Source organism: Microcoleus sp. bin48.metabat.b7b8b9.023 (assembly GCF_013299185.1).
In the GTDB taxonomy this organism is placed as follows: domain Bacteria; phylum Cyanobacteriota; class Cyanobacteriia; order Cyanobacteriales; family Microcoleaceae; genus Microcoleus.
The window spans coordinates 74,357-90,723 of sequence record NZ_JAAFKG010000031.1; the positions used below are offsets into that span (position 1 = coordinate 74,357).

Below are 16,367 nucleotides of genomic sequence, written 5' to 3' on the forward strand. Positions count from 1 at the left end.
GGGGGATCGAGATATGTGCAACGACCCATTAAATTAATATAAGAGGCGATATTTTAGCAATTAAGGCTGATGTTCATTCAACCAATTGGTTAAATCCGAAGCTTCTGAAAAATCCAGCAGCGCCTCTCCTAAATCCTCTAATTCTTCTACGGATAAAGTCTGAATTTGCTCGCGGGTTTCAGGTGCGATCGGACCGATGCGTCGAGTCAACTGGCGAGTGAGGAACGACAGCGCCTCATCTTTCCTTCCTTCAAGGAGGCCTAGTTGTCTTCCTTCAAGGAGGCCATCTTCGCGAATTTCTTGGTAAATCACAGAACCGCGCATAGTTTCTTTCCTAAATAGTTGTCTGATTAAGTCTTTTTCAAATCTCAAACCTGCGAGCACTTGGGTACAAGCGAGTAAATCCGCTTGTTGATTCGGTTCTTCTATTGTAGCAATCTGAGTAGCTATTTGCTCTAACAAAGTTCGCGGCGAGTTGGTTTGAGATAGTGTCGCCAATGGGAGCAAGCCGGGGACGGACAGCAGTGAAGCGGGGTCTTGTTCCCAGAGGCGGATAACTCGGTAGCCGTGTCGGGTGTTCGCGTCTGTGTACTCCGATACAAAAACTTGTTCTGAGGCTGTTTGCTGCAAAAAGATTACTACTTGATTGATGGAACAGGAGTATTGGCGTTTGAGCCTGACGTAGTAGTCTAGCATCCTGAAGGCGATGGTTGGTTCGGAGTAAGGCCGGGTTTCAAATTCCAGATGTAGGATTTGGCGATCGGTTTGCAGGAAAACGAGAGAATCTGCTCGAATGGGTTCTTGAATTAGTTCGGTTTTGAGTACCTGAACGTCGGTGGGTTCGTCAATTGGTAGCAGCCAGTGGACGAAGGCGGCGGGGAATTTTTCGGCTAGATATTTGCAGGTGTTGTCGTAGGCCAAGGAAGTTGGGTTGTGAGAGGGGTGATTTAGAAGATTTTAACTCTACGGGCATCTATCTGAGAGGAGATTTTTGGGCAACTTGGGGAAAGTCCTTACTTTTTGTCACTTTTTATCACTTTTTCTCACTGACAAAGCTGAGATCGTGTTGGTAAAGTATTTCACTAATAGCTCGCGAGCAGTGCTCCATAGGTAGCAATATAGAATAATGAATAAGCGATTAAAAATGATATTTCTAACATCTAGCATTATATGTACAGTGCTGTTTCCTTCGGCAAGCTGGGCGCAGACTGTCTTGCAAGAAATTCAGCAAACAGGAGTTTTAAAAGTTGGGATTAGAAAAGATGCGGTGTTTTTTGGTTATGAAGATGGCCAAGGCTGGAAAGGCTATTGTACTACTTTTGCAGGTGCACTAGCAAACAGCCTCAGCCGACGGCTTAACAGAAATATTACTGTAGCCGCCGTGCGTTCTACTATTCAAAATCGCGAGGCGATCGTGAGGAACGGAAGTGTGCATATAGAGTGTGGGCCTAACACAATCAGCAGCGCTAAAGAACAAGTCGAAAATATTAAGTATTCTCAAGCATTTTTTATTACAGGCACACAGTTGCTCGTCACAAATCAAAATAGAAATGTCAACTTGTCAAATACAAGTATTGGCGTCCTTCAAGGTTCTGCTAATTTAGCCACAGTTGCCAGAGTATATCCTCGTGCTGAAATAGTACAGTTTCCCGAAAGATATTTAGGCATAACAGCAGTATCGAACGGTAAAATTACTGCATTTGCGGGCGATACGGTTCTTTTGGTAGGAGAAGCAGTCAGACAAGGATTGCCTGTAGATAATTTTGCTTTATTGCCCAGTCAACCTCTTTCCTGTGACGTATACGGGATGATACTTCCCGCTAACGATTCTCAGTGGCAAAATTCTGTTAATTATTTCATTAATAGCAGTGAAGGAAAACAGGCTTGGGGTACTTGGTTTGGAGGATTAGTGCCTTATCTCAAAGCAACTATTGATTATTGCAGTAGATAAATAAAATAATTCGATGTCTTGGTAAAAAATTCTAAAATCATGGACGATCGACAAGGTAAATTCAAAGTAATAGTAGTCGGAGTAATTGGAGGAATAGTAACTATTATATGCACATCTGGCACGATTTTTCAGGATGAAATTAAACGATGTATGGGTTTAAAAGCAGGTTTTTGTCCTCTGACAAATGAGATTACATACGAGACTGGTAGTAGATATAAAGGTGATATTTTAAATAGTAAATCGCATGGTAAAGGAGTATGGACTTCTGCCAATGGTGCTCGCTATCAAGGGGAGTTCAAGGTAGGAAATTTCAATGGCAAAGGGGTATTTACTTATACGGATGGTAGTCGCTACGATGGGGAATGGTTCAATAATAAAAGAAATGGTAGAGGCGTGGTGAATTATGCGAATGGCGATCGCCTAGAAGGTGAGTGGAAAAATGGTAGTTATATCCAGGGTGTGTATATTTATAAGAATGGCGATCGCTATGAAGGAAATTGGAGTATTGTTGGAAAAAATCGCAAGGGCAGAGGTACTTTGACTTATGCAGATGGCAGGCGTTATGTAGGTGAGTTTCGTGACAACGAAATCAATGGTAAAGGGAATATGACTTACCCTAAAAACAATCAGACACAAAGTTATGACGGTGAGTGGAAAAATGGCAACTATAACGGTGTAGGTACTATTATTTGGTCTGATGGCGATCGCTATTCCGGGAATTGGCTTGATGGAAAATATCATGGCTATGGAATATACACATGGGCTAATGGCAATCGCTTTGAAGGGCAGTGGCAGAATCACAAGGCCAACGGTTTAGGAATAATGATATATTCAGATGGCACTCGTAAATCAGGAACTTGGAAAAATAATGAGTTAATTACACCTAGCTTTTCATTAACTCCATAACTGTAAAGCACAGAGTTGAAGCTCGATCGCCCGCCGCTGACAAGTAGTCTCAATTCTCCAAGTATTAAGCGATTATCTTCATTTTACTAGGACTTACGCAAAAAACCCGGTTTCTGAGAAAAATCGTTCATTTTTACGAGAGATATTGATACAGAAACCGGGTTTTTGACCCCCGTGCGTAAGTCCTGTTTACCTTACTGTATAGACTCATAAATTCTCGCCCTCCAATGCAAATTCCCTCTACTCCATCATACTTTCAAGGATTCTCGCTGCTCCCTAGTAGGCACGACCTAAGCAGTATGAGGTCTAACATCAGGTGGTTGAAGCCCCAAAACAATTGATTTAGCCGGAATTCCCGCTGCGACTAACTCCTCAGCAATCAGGCGATCGGTATTATTTGCTTGAATCCACACCTGAGAGTCAATAATATCAATATGAATCACGCAATGGTGAATGCGCTGCTCATTAAACCAGCCTATATTCATTAACATATAGCGGTCATTTTGCACATCAAAAATTGTTGCGTTTTGCGTCCCGCTGTCACAAACGGGAATCTCAGCGTATTCAGTCAGGAGCTGCTTAACAAGTTTGCGATAATTATTTAAGCTATCCATTGTACTCTTTCCTAAGATTAGAGATGCTATTATCACCGTAAATGGGGAAATCTCTCTAGAGGAGTTTGGCATACCCACGTAAATCTGACTGTGTTAAGATTCATATATGGATACTTTGTATCGGCTGGAAGCCATTGAGTTTGAATGGAACAAAAACAAAGCAGAAAGCAACCTAGAAAAACATGGTGTTACCTTTGAAGAAGCGACCGAAGTTTTCTTAGACCCCTTCTGCAAGGAAGGTGATGCTAGTTCCGAGACTGAGGAACGTGATTTTATTATAGGGTACTCTATTGCTCAACGCCTCTTGCTAGTAGTTTATGTAGAACGCAGCGTGCGAATCCGCATAATTTCTGCACGTCCAGTTACCCGTACAGAAAGGAAATTATATGAACAACGTTGAAGAAGAACTGACACTAAAAGTTCGATCGCGCCCAACAACAACAGTATCAATCGAAATCCCAACAGATACCTTAGAATCCCTAAACAAAGTAGCATTGCATCGAGATATGGCTTTGTCAGCTTTGCTCAGATTTTACATTGGGCAAGGTTTGCGGCAAGATTTAACAAAATTGTTTAGCGATCGCCTCCTGGAAGCAACAGCCCAAGTTTTAGCACGACATCTAGATTCAGAAGAAGAAGTTTCAACCATTATTCGAGAAATTCAATCTGAAACAGCGCGGTAGTGCGATCGCCCCACCCAAATAGTCCTGAACCCACATCGAGGCTAGAAACCGGGTTTCTTGCTAGATATCTAGCTGAGAATCTGCAATTTTTCCAAGAAACCCGGTTTCTTCCCGTAACTCCTACCAAATCAAAATCTGGCAATATGCTAAAAATCTTTAAAATTTGTTAAGATTAACACGACCTCAGCGCCGGCATCCCATTCCCCGCGCTTACCTCCCCTTCCCCAGCCCCCACAACAATGCTGCGACTCGAACACATCAGTAAAATTTACCCCACAGGCGTCGTACTCAAAGATGTCACCTGGGAAGTCAAACCGGGCGATCGCATCGGCTTAGTAGGCGTCAACGGTGCCGGCAAATCCACCCAACTCAAAATCATCGCCGGCGAAATGGAACCCACCTCAGGCGAAGTCATTCGCCCCGCCAGCCTCCACATCGCCTACCTCTCTCAAGAATTTGAAATCGACCCCACCCGTACTGTTAAAGAGGAATTTTGGCGCGCCTTCAGCGAAGCCAACGAAGTCCACGAATCTCTGATGCAAGTCCATCGAGACTTGGAAAACTCCACCCCAGAAAATCTTGACCAACTGATCCACAAAATGGATCGACTGCAACGGCAATTTGAAGGCTTAAACGGCTACGCATTAGAAGCCCAAATCGAGAAGATTTTACCAGAAATCGGATTTGAACCCGAAGATGGCGATCGATTAGTCAGCGCTTTCAGCGGCGGCTGGCAAATGCGGATGAGTTTAGGTAAAATTCTCCTCCAAAAACCCGATATCCTGCTGTTAGACGAACCTACCAACCACCTCGACTTAGAAACGATCGAATGGCTGGAAGTTTACCTCAAAGGGCTAACAACTCCGATGGTAATCGTATCCCATGACCGCGAATTTCTCGATCGCCTCTGCACCCAAATCGTCGAAACCGAACGCGGAGTTTCCAGTACCTACCTCGGCAACTACTCCTCCTATTTACAGCAAAAAGCTGAAGCGCGCGAAGCCCAACTCAGCGCCTACGAAAGCCAGCAAAAAGAACTCGATAAACAGCAAGCATTCGTAGAAAAATTCCGCGCCAGCGCCACTCGCAGTACCCAAGCCAAAAGTCGCGAGAAACAGTTAGACAAAATTGAACGCATCGAAGCCCCCACCGGCGGCTTAAAAACCTTGCATTTCCGGTTTCCCCCCGCACCCCGCAGCGGCCGCGAAGTAGCAATAATTGAAAACTTGGTGCACACCTACGGCGACAAAATCCTATTTTTGGGTGCAGACTTATTAATTGAAAGAGGCGATCGCATAGCCTTTCTCGGCCCCAACGGTGCCGGAAAATCTACATTGCTGCGCCTGATCATGGGTTTAGAAACGCCCACCGAAGGTACGGTAAAAATGGGAGGCCACAATGTCATCCCCGGTTACTTTGAACAGAATCAAGCAGAAGCCTTAGATTTGAATAAAAGCGTGATGCAAACTATTCACGACGAAGTACCCGACTGGAAAAATGAAGAAGTGCGGACTTTGTTAGGGCGGTTTTTGTTTAACGGCGAAACAGTATTCAAACACGTTGGCGCTTTAAGCGGTGGAGAAAAAGCCCGTCTGGCTTTGGCAAAAATGCTGCTGGAACCTGTGAACTTGCTAATTTTGGACGAACCGACAAATCACCTCGACATTCCCGCGAAGGAGATGATGGAAGAGGCGATTAAGAATTACGACGGCACTGTAATTATCGTTTCGCACGATCGCTATTTTATTTCCCAAGTCGCTAACAAAATAGTAGAAGTTCGCGACGGCGAGTTTCGGACTTATCTGGGAGATTACCATTACTATCTCGATAAAATAGCCGAAGAGAAAGAACTAGCCAAGTTCGCCAAACTTGAAGCTGAGAAGGCGGCTAAGAAAGCTGAGAAAGAGGCGAAGAAGAAAGCGGCGGCCAAACAGAAGTAAATAACTTGAGTGGTAGGGACACGGCTTTTGGAGTGTCCCTACGAATATGTAGCTGTAGGGTGCGAATACATCGAAACTCCTGAAAGTCGATCGACAATCTTACAGCCACGCACCTTAATTGACAAAAGCTATAGCATTTATCAGAAAGATGAGGTATGACTTTCAACAGTTGACAGTTGACAGTTGACAGTTGACAGTTCGAGAGCGACCTCTACCCTTAAGTCAGAGGATTGGAGTAATGAATAGTCCGATTTTAATTTGTCCCTCAAATACTTGGGGCTGTCAACCAATTCTTTCTGGTAAATGGTTTTTTTTGATGCGACCTCGCTTACTATATAATAAATATAAGAGGGCTGAAGCCCAACAACGTACCTCACTTTTTTGATAACCGCTATATATTATTAGTTAAAGTACCCTTTGTAGGAGTGCGTGCTACCAGATGTTCGATTTGGTTGAAAGATTGTTGAGGGCGACGCACCCTACAGCTTTTACCGAGAACCTCTGCCCCCTGATTTTTTTTTGAAGAATGACTTCTGGGAACTAAGACACTCCTGCAAATCATCATCTAAATCTCTAGGAAAACCATAATCTGCTACATACTTAATCAACTGATTTACCGGGCCAAATAAGATAGTATCTGTATCTTGCTGCAACAGAAATGTACCGTCAAATCCGTTGATTTTGTAAAAATCTTTGCGCTTAGTATCTGCCACAACAGAAGCCACAGTAACTCCGTTAGAAGAACGGCCTTTGAAGCAGATTCTATTTTGTTTTTCAGCAATTTGAATGTATCGAGAACCGGGGCCGCGATAGACACCCACTTGCAAGGGTAAAGCAGCTAAAGCATTCTCAGCCCCGATGCTGCTGAAAAACAAAACTGTAAATCCCAGTTTGGTACAACAGTGCCAAAACTTCATTTTTGATTCCCTCTAATCCAATTAATATTGAAATCTCAACCCAAAATTCTATTAATCATTTGATTTGCCTGCGACTCGTAACTCCCACCAAACAAATTAAAGTGATTCAAAATATGATATAAGTTGTAAAGCGTTTTGCGCTTTTCATAGCCTGAATCGAGCAACCAAACTTCATTATAACCTCGATAAAATGCTGGGGAAAAACCGCCGAAAAGTTCCGTCATCGCAATATCGACTTCTCTGTCGCCCCAATAAGCCGCTGGGTCAAAAATTACTGGTTCCCCCGCAGCAGTTACCGAGGCATTTCCTCCCCACAAATCCCCGTGAACTAAGGAAGGTTGAGGTTTGTAACCTTCTAATAACTTGGGAATAGCTGCTAGCAAAGTTTCTCCTTTACTGAAGTTTCCACCACGACGCCTAGCCAACTGTAACTGATAACCAATCCGATGTTCTGCCCAAAATTCTGCCCAATCAGCAGTCCAGTTATTAATTTGAGGAGTTGAGCCGATCGCATTATTCCTATCCCAACCAAAACATCCCGTTAGCAAGGTTGAATCGGTCTTTTCTCTCCCCATTAGCAAGGTTAAATCGGCATTTTCTCCCTCCCTTAGCAAGGTTAAATCGACCTTTTCTCCCCCGCTTAGCAAGGATGAATTCGCCTTTTCTCCCCCCCTTAGCAAGGGGGGGCTGGGGGGGGTGTATTTGTGCATTGCCGCCAGTTTGCGCCCCATTTCTGCCGAGGCTATCTCGCTCGCGCCACTTCGCAAATCCAGCCATTCCAATACAATATAAGCAGAATTGCCCTCAGTTCCCCAGCAAATCGGTTGAGGAATGCGAATAGTCTGGGTTTGGGCCATTTGCTGCAAACCCAGCGCCTCAGTTTCAAACATGGCGATTTGGGAAGCTTGATTGATTTTCGCGAAATAAGTGCGGGTATTGTTGTTGATAGCATAGCCTTGATTGATGCAGCCACCGCTGACTGAACGGCGGTTGTCGATGGAAAAGCTCTCTCCGGTTGTTTCAGAGATGTGTGCTGCAATTTTGTGCCACATAGCATCAAATGGTTTTGAGGACGATCGCCATTAGTTTATCTGACTGGCGACACTTTACTGCGATTAATCGATCGCAGATCGGACACAATATAATTATTCGATGGTCTTGTTTGTGGAGATATCTTAATATCATGTGGGGTCGATTAGTATAACAAAAAATGGTTCGTAGTGCGGACTTCAGTCCGCAGCATATTATTGCGGACTGAAGTCCGCACTACGAACCTTTTTGTTAGTTGGTGGCTAGACAATGTAAGGAGAGTCGATCGCCTTTGCACGATTAATTGCCACCAACGTCTGGTAAATTAAGGCCGAAATCTCAGCCCGGGTGATGTCTCGCTGCCCAGAAAGCCGATCGCGCGCGGGATAGTTTACTACAATCTTCAAAGCTGTGGCTGTGGCTGCGGCACTTAAAGCAAAATTAGGAATTTGATTGCGATCGCTGTAAACTTTTAAAAGATCGGGATTGCCGCCCTTAAGTTCCAAACCGTTAACCAAAGAGACAAGTGCCTCAGTCTTCGTCAAATTCTGATTCGGGCCAAACTTCAACCCTGGAAACCCCGACAAAAACCCCGCCCGATTCGCCCGTTCGATCGCACTTCTCGCCCAAAAACTCGCCGAAACATCAATAAAATTGGTGGCCGGCGCCTTCGGAATCGGACTAAACGCACTCACCAACAGCGCCGCATATTGAGCGCGATTTAAACTGTTGTCAGGCCCGAAAGAACCATCAGGAAAACCACTAATTATATTCGCCGCAGCCAAAGCTTCAATAAACTTTTCTGCCCAATGTCCAGAAATATCGCTGAACCTGGAACCGCCGATATTTGGATTGCCGCCAGCCTTTCTCACCGCAGCTTGCACGGCTTTCAAAGCATTCACTTTTCCGTAGCCAAACCAATCGCTGCGCTGGCTGTTAGCATCGTAATTTCCCAGGCGATTTCCCAACTGCGGATCCGCATCGGCATCGACAATTTTGTCAGCAGTTTGTTCGAGAATTCCCCGCACTTCCCGCGCCGTCAAACGAGGGTTTGCCGAAAGCACTAAACCAGCGACTCCAGCGACTACTGGAGTGGCGCTAGAAGTGCCGCCAAAACTATTTGTGTAGTCCCCCGAGTCGTAGCCGACAACCCCGACGCGATCGCTCGCAAACACCCCCAAACCTGGCAAATATTGCGTCACCTCCGGCGCAGTCGCAATAAATCCGGTTTCTGGTAGCCAAGTACCAGGGGGCGCGTTGTTGCTGGGCGCGCACACCGAGATGCTGGTGCCCCAATTGCTGTAAGCTGCTTTTTTGTTGAGGGAAGTGGAAGCAGCCACGGCAATGACATCGGGGTGTACCGCAAATCCTGCCAGCCAATTAGTTTTGCCGCCCACAACGTTATTCGGCCAGCCTGTTTCGTCAACCGCGCCGTTGACTGGGCGGTTGGCATTACCCGCAGCAAACAAAATCACGCAGCCTCTGCCGCCCCGCCCTTTGGTAGCTGCTTTGGTGATGGCGACGCTTTGGCGCAAGGAAAGCGGATAGTAAAGTGCCCCAGCCCCCCAACTGCAAGAGATGACGGCGGCGCCTTTTTCGATCGCCCAATTGAAGATTTTTTCGATCGACTCGTCATCAAGAAAACCCGTGGTACGGATCGGCATCAGGGCGCATCCGGGGGCGACGCCGACAGTGCCTTTGCCGTTTTCTTCCGCAGCGGCAACACCGGCGCAACTCGTACCGTGGTTGTCAGATTCGGCAACCGGCATCGGGGAAGTGTCACCGTCTTTGAAATCGATGGGCGAGACGATTTTGCCTTGGCCTTGAAAATCGGGGTGCGTCAGATCGACTGAATCATCGGCGATCGCAATTACGATCGATCGCACGCCGCGAGTTATATCCCAAGCCTGTTCGGCATAAATTTGAGCGCTGCCGACAAGTTCGCTGCCGCCTTGGTTATTGAGATACCACTGTTTGGGATAAAGCGGATCGCGAGGTGTATAATGCTGCTGAGTTTCTAGGATAATGTTGGGTTCCGCCACCAAAACTTCTGGATATCTTGTCAGGCGGTTGGCAATTTTGATCGGGTTTTCTGTTGCTTGTTTGGTGACTTCACAGACGAAGGTGTTGGGAATGCCTTCGACTGGCCGGATTATTGTTAAATTTGCTGCATTGGCGATCGTATTTCGCGATTCTTCGTTTACTTGTTCGCCAAATTGAATAGTAATGCGATCGGTTAAATAAAAGAATGTACTCGGATTGTTTGCCGGACAATAGACATGGCTGGCAAAAACTACAGCATCGCTGGCGCGGGCGGCTTGCATTGCTGCATCTAGGTTTTCCGGCGCCACTAGATATTCTTCCAGATTACTTTGTCCGACGCGACGGTTAAGTTTTGCCTGATTTGTTGCAGCCCAATTGTTTGATGTCGATGCTGTCGCGGAGGGTCTGACTGTAAAGCGGTTTGGAACTTTTGACAGCAACAATTCATCGCCGCCCCGCTGCAAAATCACTGCCAGACTTGCTTCGGGAACTCCGATACCTTGATAGTTTTGGAGAGTCGCCGATGTGGGTTTACTTGGTTGTACCATCAGAAATATTCCTGTTGAATTTGGGAGAGAAGACTGGGTGGTTGAAACTGGGCGGTTGAAACCGCGTCTATACAGACAAAACCCGCCTCCGCGGGTTGAAGAGACCAAGCGGTTTCAACTACCGTCTTATCTTATCTCCATCAGTCGGCGTCCGGCTGACATCGTTTGTGTAGATGCGGTTTCAACCGCATCTTATCTTCAACCTGCGGAGGCAGGTTTTGTCTTTGTAGACGCGGTTTCAACCGCCGTATTCGTTCTTATACGATCTCTTCTCTCAAATAAACACACTAGGATTAACATTAAAGAATTCTCCCAGCGCCTTAGCTTGCGCCTTGCTAATCGCCCGCTTCCCATTAACCACCTCAGACACTACTCCTTTGGAACCAATCACACCCACTAAATCAGCTTGTTTGAGTTCGCGAATTTCCATGAAATGCAATAGAACATCCCGGGGAGTCACTTCTGGATCTGGGTAATATTTTGATTCGTATTCTTCGATCAACAGCCCCCAGAGACTCAGTAAAGTTTCTTCTTCTAGTGTTAATTCTTCCTTAGACATCAGAAAATCGACTTCTGCTAGGGCAAGATCGTTATCTTCTTCGTTCAGGATGGGCTTAGGCTGAGATTTCGCCAGCAGTTGACCGTAAGCTATTTTTTCAATTGTGATGTTCATTTCTCATTCCTTTGGTTGCTTACTTAGACATGGTTCTCAAGTAGAAGGTGGGTGTTTGTTTCTCGGTATCATGATTTTGACGTTTGGAGTAAATGTTTTGGATTCATTGAATACAGCAGGGAATGTGTAATAATACCCTGATGTATTGAGTGGGATATTAACCTATTTTCTGTTTTACTTCATCTTCATCATTCCACTTGATTTTGTCATATTCGGCATGGCTTAGAAATTTCTTAAAATAGATAATTTTGGTTGTATAATTGATTTTTACGATTAATCTATACTGATTGCCTTTAATATTAAATATGGTATATCCACAGACTTGATCGACCGATTTAGAATATCCCTGTCGAATCTCTTCTAGTGATTCCCAATCGTTGTCTTTGATGGCCTTGCGCCAGACTGCGATCGCACTCTGGGCATCTGGGTATGGTTCGATCGCACTCTCCAGCTTTTTCTTGGAAATTAGTCTCATTCGGGTACCGTTTTTTAAACGACACCTCTATATTCTCAAAATGAGAACCTCTTGTCAAGTCTCTACTTGAATTTTTCCTAAAGAACATTTAGCCCCTTTGACATTTGCACAAAATTGGTGTACACTTAGCCGGTTGCGATCGCCAATGGTAAGATCGGCTCAAGCTAAATATCTTTTTAAAGCGCCGAGGCGCAAAGTAATTTCATGGTATACTCTGCAACTGTTTGCTGGCTTCGCTTCACCGCCCGGATGACGATCGGGGCGATCGCAGTTTTGACCCTGTTGCAACCGCTCCAAGCCCAAGCACAACAACCTTCTCGGCCAGATAACCAACCGCAAGTCGAACCCGCCGACGACCCCACAGACCCCAACAACCTCCGCCCTGTGACGCAAGATAGCAGCGTACTCAGCATTGCCGGAGGTCAGCGCTTGATGACAGAAGCCAGCGGTGCTATTTCCAGTCAAAATTACACGCTGGCGGCTCAAAAACTCCAAGAATCCCGCCAAATTTTCAATCAACTCTCCAACTTCTACCAGCAACTGGGCAGCAGTTTTGCCGGAATTGACATCCGCTTGGCCGACAGCAACCGCACCAAGGCTGTGGAAACAGCCCAAATGCGCGACGAAGCTACCTACAGGCTGGCGTTGGTACACCGCGCACAAAATAAGCCGGAACTGGCTGTTCCCCTATTAATTCAGATTATTCGATCGCAGCAACCAACTCGCGACTTGGGTAAAAAAGCTTACCAGCAGTTACTGGAATTGGGCTTTGTGGATGCCCCCTATCCCCGGCCTGCTGCAACTCAACCGCGATCGTCCAACAAATAGTTCCACTAAAATACTCAATACAGCCCTTTATCAGAAATACCAATGGTTACACCGTCTCAAGTAGCAGAAATGATTAAGGCAGAGTTGCCAGACGCTAAGATACAAGTTGACGATTTGACCGGCGGTGGCGATCACTACCAGGCGAGAGTAGTCTCTGCCGCCTTTGAAGGGAAAAGCCGAGTCAAGCAGCACCAACTGGTTTACGGAGCTCTCAAACAGGCAATGGCTAGTGAAGCTATCCACGCTTTGGCGTTGGAAACCTTAACTCCAGCAGAATGGGCAGCGAAAAGTGAAGTTGCTTAGTTTTTCAGTGACAATTAAAAATTTTCAAACAATATTAGGAGATACCATGAGTACAGCACATGAAAGAATTGACGAATTGGTTAAGCAAAACAAAATCATGGTGTTCATGAAGGGCAATAAATTAATGCCACAGTGCGGTTTCTCTAACACTGTGGTGCAAATTCTCAATACGATGGGAGTGCCTTACGAAACAGTTGATGTTTTGGCAGACCAAGAAATTCGTCAAGGCGTTAAAGAGTATTCCAACTGGCCGACAATTCCCCAAGTTTATATCAACGGCGAGTTTCTTGGCGGCTCGGATATTCTGATCGAGATGTATCAAAAGGGTGAATTGCAAGAAGCTGTAGAAGTCGCTTTGGCTTCTTAAACAGTTGACAGTTGACAGTTGACAGTTGACAGTAAAGTGTGAAGCGTGAGGTTTTTTTATGGGGATTTAAACTCCACTCCCCCACGCCACATTCCTGAAGTGGGGGAGTTAAACCCGCTAGCGGACAATTGTCAATTGCCCGCTGTTTAAAATCAGACAGAACAAACATATCCCCGACTTCTTCAAGAAGCCGGGGATCTAATAGCAACCGGGTTTTACGTTGAATTAGGTTCATTTATAGCAGAAGCAAGAAGGAAGAAGGAAAAAGCAGGAAATCACAAATAACCAATTCCCGATTCCCGATGCTCGATGCCCTCTTTGGCCGATGCCCGATGCCCAAATAATCAGCAGGTTTATTAAACCAAATTTGGCATTTAATAATAGTCTGATTCAGCTTGCGTTTGGGGCTGTGGCATTTCAAAATTGGAAGTATCGTGAATGTAACGCGCTGCTTCTTCCTCTAATCTGTGAATCAGATAGGGTTCCAGGCTGTTACAATGTCGCAGGGCTGCGAGGTAGCCATCTAAGTAAAGCCGCAGGTCATCGAAACGATAACCTCTATTCCACATTTCGACGAGGGCGTCGGTGAGTTTTTGGTAGTGCCGGATTGTTTGGGTGTCTTGTAGCATGGTTGAGTTTGAAATCCTTTGTGGTGTGTATAATGACGGCGGGATTTAGGAACGGCCTGGATTCATAGTGAGCAAGCTCAGAAAAGAGGCGATTGCTAAATAAAAGTTTTTACCCTGCTTCACAGGCTACCCTCCATAAAAAATTTCACTCGCCCCAATGCAGTGGCTCGAATCTTTCGCGCGCACCTAGATAATTCACCGTGCGTTTAAAAGAATCGGGATATTGCTGAATTGGACGATCGAACTGAGTGAGTGTTCCGGCTACCGAGCGAACGGTTGGACGCATTTTAGTTTCAGTTGCGCGATTTGTCAACTTCCTCGGAGTGGGGGCCCTGTGGGGGGGTTCGGTCAAAGCAGGCGGCTGGGTCATAGGCTCGATCGGCTGTAAGCTATCTTATTTTCATTGTAAGCTCACCGCCAGAATGATTTAACCTTTCTGGGGTCTGACGATCGCAATTTGACGAAATCTTTAAAATTGATACTAGAACTTTGTTCGTCGCTTTAAACCCAGCTTATGCTTGAGTAGCGATGGTTACAAAACCTTGACAAAAGCTCTGTTAACCTGGTACCCATTAGTGATAAGGGAAGCTCGCCGTTGTGGGATCTGCAAGTATTTCAATTGTTGAAGGAAATCCGCACCTGCGATCGCTCTTGGGCTGGCATTTACAGCAAGTCGGTCACTGGGTGCACCAATCAGCGGATATCAGTCATGCTAGGGAAATATTTTTCAGCCGCCAGCCAACCCTAGTAATTCTCGATGCCCAATTGCCTGATGGGGACGGTTTGGAATTTTGCCGCTGGCTCCAACAGCAGCAGCAATCGCTGATTTTGATGCTGTCGGCGCGGAATTCAGAAGCGGATATTGTGGAAGGTTTGAAGTCTGGCGCCGACGATTACCTGACTAAACCGTTTGGGATGCAAGAATTTATGGCTAGGGTGGAAGCCCTGATGCGCCGCAACCGCACGATGGTACCGCCCGCGATGCTGGAGTGCGGGCGGCTAAAAATTGACTTGGTACAGCGCCGAGTCAGGCTGCATGAGGAACACATCGAGCTTACTCCCCAGGAATTCAGCCTGCTGTACGTGCTGGCTCAAGCTGGAGGAGTGCCTTTGTCGCGCTCCGATTTGCTGCGTCGGGCGTGGCCTGATGCGATTGACAACCCGCGCACGATCGACACTCACGTACTCTCTCTGCGGAAAAAAATCGAAATCGACCCGCGACAGCCGAGTCTAATTCAAACTGTGCGGAATGTCGGCTACCGGCTGAATCTGGAATTGTTGAATGGGAATCAACAAAATTCACCCGTATTCGGCGCTCCGACATCTGAAACTATCATCAGCCGATAAATCTAATTTTAGGTTGAGAGTCGATCTGCGATCGCATCTGTTTTTGCCGCCATAATAAAATCATTGCGGTGCAGCCCAGAAATCGAGTGAGTCCACCAAGTAACGGTAACTTTTCCCCACTCGGTTAACAGTGCGGGGTGATGCCCTTCAGTTTCTGCTGCTTCGCCTACACTGTTAGTAAAGGCGATCGCACTTTTGAAATCCGGGAATTTGTAGGTGCGTTCTAATTGTGGCACGCCATCTTTTTCAATCAAATTCCATTCGGGGATTTGAGGTTTAAGTTGGACAATTTCGTAAGCTGTGACGCGGGGAGAGTTTGGGAGGCAGGCGGCACAAGGTTCTTTTGCTAAAGGTTCCATAAATAAATTGCGGTTTGGCGAGAAGATCCTAAAAGATAGTATGACACTTCTGATGTGACTTATTTTGGACAGGGCAAATGTCCGTTAGGAGTTACAAAGACATTGTGATTGAAGTCATTAATAAAACAGATCAGCAATCCGTCTCGGTGAATTTTTTTGCCATCATTCCACCGCAATAGTTCGGTATTGGCGGTTGTTCGGTAAAAATCTAAAGTAGGCTCTAAAGTGCTTTCGCCTGGATTTAGCTGTACTTCTACACGAACCCGAATTTCTTTAACTTCTCCATTTCGCTTGCCAAGTTCATTGATTTTGTAATCGCGGAGGACAAAGTTTTTTACATAAATGCGCTGAGTGGAAGTATTAGTCAGTCGCAGCATTCCCTGTTTGACAGTTTCTACTCGCAGCACGTAGTTTGGTGGCATGAAAGCAGCAAGGGAGACACAGCCGATCGCCATTCCACTCAAAAGTGATAACACCCGTTTCATGTTATTATAATATGCGAATGTGATGAATGAGTATTAATTTTACTACAGTGCAATCACAGACACCAAGTGATTCCCAAGTATTATGTCTAGTGTCATTGCGAGGAACGAAGCAATCCCAGACACTAAGCGATCGCAATATTTCAGGCGTTGCTGAATCAAGGTATGAATGCTCCAGGAATGGGAATATCGTCAAACTTCAAGTAATGTATTAATAATTTAATAGAATGCTTGAGCATTTCCTCACATTTAGAATAACAAAGAGTCTTGCGA

The 16,367-nt window shown here is 45.7% G+C and carries 21 protein-coding genes; 10 read left to right on the top strand and 11 right to left on the bottom strand.

All coding sequences use genetic code 11. The annotated features are described in order from the left end of the window. Positions 1-60: 60 nt before the first annotated feature. Positions 61-921 (bottom strand): Rpn family recombination-promoting nuclease/putative transposase, encoded by an 861-nt coding sequence (locus QZW82_RS18400; protein ID WP_293150754.1) that lies wholly within the window; start codon positions 919-921, stop codon positions 61-63. Positions 922-1,126: 205 nt separating this feature from the next. Here QZW82_RS18400 and QZW82_RS18405 point away from each other — a divergent pair, with 205 nt between their 5' ends. Both QZW82_RS18405 and QZW82_RS18410 read left to right on the top strand, forming a co-directional pair. Then, a complete protein-coding gene (locus QZW82_RS18405) occupies positions 1,127-1,951 on the top strand; it encodes a transporter substrate-binding domain-containing protein (protein ID WP_293150757.1) in 825 nt (274 codons plus the stop codon). Between the two features lie 39 nt (positions 1,952-1,990). Further along, positions 1,991-2,857, top strand: a complete 867-nt coding sequence (locus tag QZW82_RS18410; RefSeq protein ID WP_293150760.1) for a molecular chaperone Tir — start codon at positions 1,991-1,993, stop codon at positions 2,855-2,857. A gap of 290 nt (positions 2,858-3,147) precedes the next feature. On the opposite strand, the gene QZW82_RS18415 is transcribed toward QZW82_RS18410, so the two are convergent. Then, complete coding sequence (locus QZW82_RS18415) at positions 3,148-3,471, bottom strand: XisI protein (protein ID WP_293150762.1); 324 nt, start codon at positions 3,469-3,471, stop codon at positions 3,148-3,150. Between the two features lie 106 nt (positions 3,472-3,577). On the opposite strand from QZW82_RS18415, the gene QZW82_RS18420 reads away from it, so the two are divergent. From QZW82_RS18420 to QZW82_RS18435, 4 genes are all read left to right on the top strand, one after another. Continuing rightward, positions 3,578-3,871, top strand: a complete 294-nt coding sequence (locus QZW82_RS18420; RefSeq protein WP_293150764.1) for a BrnT family toxin — start codon at positions 3,578-3,580, stop codon at positions 3,869-3,871. After that, entirely contained in the window at positions 3,858-4,154 is a 297-nt protein-coding gene (locus tag QZW82_RS18425) for a hypothetical protein (RefSeq protein WP_293150766.1), read from the top strand. The genes QZW82_RS18420 and QZW82_RS18425 overlap by 14 nt, the downstream gene beginning before the upstream one ends. Positions 4,155-4,393: 239 nt before the next feature. Further along, positions 4,394-6,094, top strand: a complete 1,701-nt coding sequence (locus QZW82_RS18430; protein ID WP_293150768.1) for an ABC-F family ATP-binding cassette domain-containing protein — start codon at positions 4,394-4,396, stop codon at positions 6,092-6,094. 9 nt (positions 6,095-6,103) lie between these two features. Then, the gene (locus QZW82_RS18435) at positions 6,104-6,253 is read left to right on the top strand and encodes a hypothetical protein (protein ID WP_293150770.1); all 150 of its coding nucleotides are present in this window, start codon (positions 6,104-6,106) and stop codon (positions 6,251-6,253) included. A 329-nt stretch (positions 6,254-6,582) separates the two neighbouring features. On the opposite strand, the gene QZW82_RS18440 is transcribed toward QZW82_RS18435, so the two are convergent. The 5 genes from QZW82_RS18440 to QZW82_RS18460 form a co-directional block, all read right to left on the bottom strand. Then, positions 6,583-7,011 carry a hypothetical protein gene (locus QZW82_RS18440; RefSeq protein WP_293150772.1) on the bottom strand — a complete coding sequence of 143 codons (429 nt, stop codon included), beginning with the start codon at positions 7,009-7,011 and terminating at the stop codon, positions 6,583-6,585. 35 nt (positions 7,012-7,046) lie between these two features. Next, positions 7,047-8,063 (bottom strand): fructosamine kinase family protein, encoded by a 1,017-nt coding sequence (locus tag QZW82_RS18445; protein WP_293150773.1) that lies wholly within the window; start codon positions 8,061-8,063, stop codon positions 7,047-7,049. A 240-nt stretch (positions 8,064-8,303) separates the two neighbouring features. Beyond that, positions 8,304-10,631 (bottom strand): S8 family serine peptidase, encoded by a 2,328-nt coding sequence (locus QZW82_RS18450; RefSeq protein WP_293150774.1) that lies wholly within the window; start codon positions 10,629-10,631, stop codon positions 8,304-8,306. Positions 10,632-10,905: 274 nt separating this feature from the next. After that, entirely contained in the window at positions 10,906-11,304 is a 399-nt protein-coding gene (locus tag QZW82_RS18455) for a transcriptional regulator (protein WP_293150775.1), read from the bottom strand. A gap of 157 nt (positions 11,305-11,461) precedes the next feature. Then, positions 11,462-11,779: a type II toxin-antitoxin system HigB family toxin gene (locus tag QZW82_RS18460; RefSeq protein ID WP_293150776.1), complete on the bottom strand. Its 318-nt coding sequence runs from the start codon at positions 11,777-11,779 to the stop codon at positions 11,462-11,464. A 204-nt stretch (positions 11,780-11,983) separates the two neighbouring features. Here QZW82_RS18460 and QZW82_RS18465 point away from each other — a divergent pair, with 204 nt between their 5' ends. From QZW82_RS18465 to grxD, 3 genes are read left to right on the top strand one after another with little or no spacing between them, the layout of a single operon-like run. Next, positions 11,984-12,607: a hypothetical protein gene (locus tag QZW82_RS18465; protein WP_293150778.1), complete on the top strand. Its 624-nt coding sequence runs from the start codon at positions 11,984-11,986 to the stop codon at positions 12,605-12,607. A gap of 42 nt (positions 12,608-12,649) precedes the next feature. Beyond that, the gene (locus tag QZW82_RS18470) at positions 12,650-12,910 is read left to right on the top strand and encodes a BolA family protein (RefSeq protein WP_293150780.1); all 261 of its coding nucleotides are present in this window, start codon (positions 12,650-12,652) and stop codon (positions 12,908-12,910) included. A gap of 46 nt (positions 12,911-12,956) precedes the next feature. Beyond that, complete coding sequence (gene grxD, locus QZW82_RS18475; RefSeq protein WP_293150823.1) at positions 12,957-13,277, top strand: Grx4 family monothiol glutaredoxin; 321 nt, start codon at positions 12,957-12,959, stop codon at positions 13,275-13,277. A gap of 374 nt (positions 13,278-13,651) precedes the next feature. On the opposite strand, the gene QZW82_RS18480 is transcribed toward grxD, so the two are convergent. After that, positions 13,652-13,906 carry a DUF6761 family protein gene (locus QZW82_RS18480; RefSeq protein WP_293150826.1) on the bottom strand — a complete coding sequence of 85 codons (255 nt, stop codon included), beginning with the start codon at positions 13,904-13,906 and terminating at the stop codon, positions 13,652-13,654. A 145-nt stretch (positions 13,907-14,051) separates the two neighbouring features. Continuing rightward, a complete protein-coding gene (locus QZW82_RS18485; protein ID WP_293150829.1) occupies positions 14,052-14,276 on the bottom strand; it encodes a hypothetical protein in 225 nt (74 codons plus the stop codon). A 227-nt stretch (positions 14,277-14,503) separates the two neighbouring features. Between QZW82_RS18485 and QZW82_RS18490 the strand changes: the two genes are divergently transcribed. After that, complete coding sequence (locus QZW82_RS18490) at positions 14,504-15,253, top strand: response regulator transcription factor (protein ID WP_293150832.1); 750 nt, start codon at positions 14,504-14,506, stop codon at positions 15,251-15,253. An 8-nt stretch (positions 15,254-15,261) separates the two neighbouring features. Here the strand turns inward: QZW82_RS18490 and QZW82_RS18495 are convergent, their stop codons facing one another. Then, positions 15,262-15,612 (bottom strand): 4a-hydroxytetrahydrobiopterin dehydratase, encoded by a 351-nt coding sequence (locus tag QZW82_RS18495; RefSeq protein WP_293150835.1) that lies wholly within the window; start codon positions 15,610-15,612, stop codon positions 15,262-15,264. 59 nt (positions 15,613-15,671) lie between these two features. Continuing rightward, positions 15,672-16,097, bottom strand: coding sequence for a hypothetical protein (locus tag QZW82_RS18500; RefSeq protein ID WP_293150838.1), 426 nt, complete (start codon positions 16,095-16,097; stop codon positions 15,672-15,674). Positions 16,098-16,367 lie beyond the last annotated feature (270 nt).

Bases quoted from the DNA above. Each gene is read 5' to 3' on its own strand.
- QZW82_RS18425 (WP_293150766.1), top strand. From the start codon at position 3,858: ATGAACAACGTTGAAGAAGAACTGACACTAAAAGTTCGATCGCGCCCA.
- QZW82_RS18500 (WP_293150838.1), bottom strand. From the start codon at position 16,097: ATGAAACGGGTGTTATCACTTTTGAGTGGAATGGCGATCGGCTGTGTC.
- QZW82_RS18450 (WP_293150774.1), bottom strand. From the start codon at position 10,631: ATGGTACAACCAAGTAAACCCACATCGGCGACTCTCCAAAACTATCAA.
- QZW82_RS18485 (WP_293150829.1), bottom strand. From the start codon at position 14,276: ATGACCCAGCCGCCTGCTTTGACCGAACCCCCCCACAGGGCCCCCACT.
- QZW82_RS18465 (WP_293150778.1), top strand. From the start codon at position 11,984: ATGGTATACTCTGCAACTGTTTGCTGGCTTCGCTTCACCGCCCGGATG.
- QZW82_RS18480 (WP_293150826.1), bottom strand. From the start codon at position 13,906: ATGCTACAAGACACCCAAACAATCCGGCACTACCAAAAACTCACCGAC.
- QZW82_RS18455 (WP_293150775.1), bottom strand. From the start codon at position 11,304: ATGAACATCACAATTGAAAAAATAGCTTACGGTCAACTGCTGGCGAAA.
- QZW82_RS18430 (WP_293150768.1), top strand. From the start codon at position 4,394: ATGCTGCGACTCGAACACATCAGTAAAATTTACCCCACAGGCGTCGTA.
- QZW82_RS18420 (WP_293150764.1), top strand. From the start codon at position 3,578: ATGGATACTTTGTATCGGCTGGAAGCCATTGAGTTTGAATGGAACAAA.
- QZW82_RS18440 (WP_293150772.1), bottom strand. From the start codon at position 7,011: ATGAAGTTTTGGCACTGTTGTACCAAACTGGGATTTACAGTTTTGTTT.
- QZW82_RS18410 (WP_293150760.1), top strand. From the start codon at position 1,991: ATGGACGATCGACAAGGTAAATTCAAAGTAATAGTAGTCGGAGTAATT.
- QZW82_RS18495 (WP_293150835.1), bottom strand. From the start codon at position 15,612: ATGGAACCTTTAGCAAAAGAACCTTGTGCCGCCTGCCTCCCAAACTCT.
- QZW82_RS18460 (WP_293150776.1), bottom strand. From the start codon at position 11,779: ATGAGACTAATTTCCAAGAAAAAGCTGGAGAGTGCGATCGAACCATAC.
- grxD (WP_293150823.1), top strand. From the start codon at position 12,957: ATGAGTACAGCACATGAAAGAATTGACGAATTGGTTAAGCAAAACAAA.
- QZW82_RS18445 (WP_293150773.1), bottom strand. From the start codon at position 8,063: ATGTGGCACAAAATTGCAGCACACATCTCTGAAACAACCGGAGAGAGC.
- QZW82_RS18470 (WP_293150780.1), top strand. From the start codon at position 12,650: ATGGTTACACCGTCTCAAGTAGCAGAAATGATTAAGGCAGAGTTGCCA.
- QZW82_RS18415 (WP_293150762.1), bottom strand. From the start codon at position 3,471: ATGGATAGCTTAAATAATTATCGCAAACTTGTTAAGCAGCTCCTGACT.
- QZW82_RS18405 (WP_293150757.1), top strand. From the start codon at position 1,127: ATGAATAAGCGATTAAAAATGATATTTCTAACATCTAGCATTATATGT.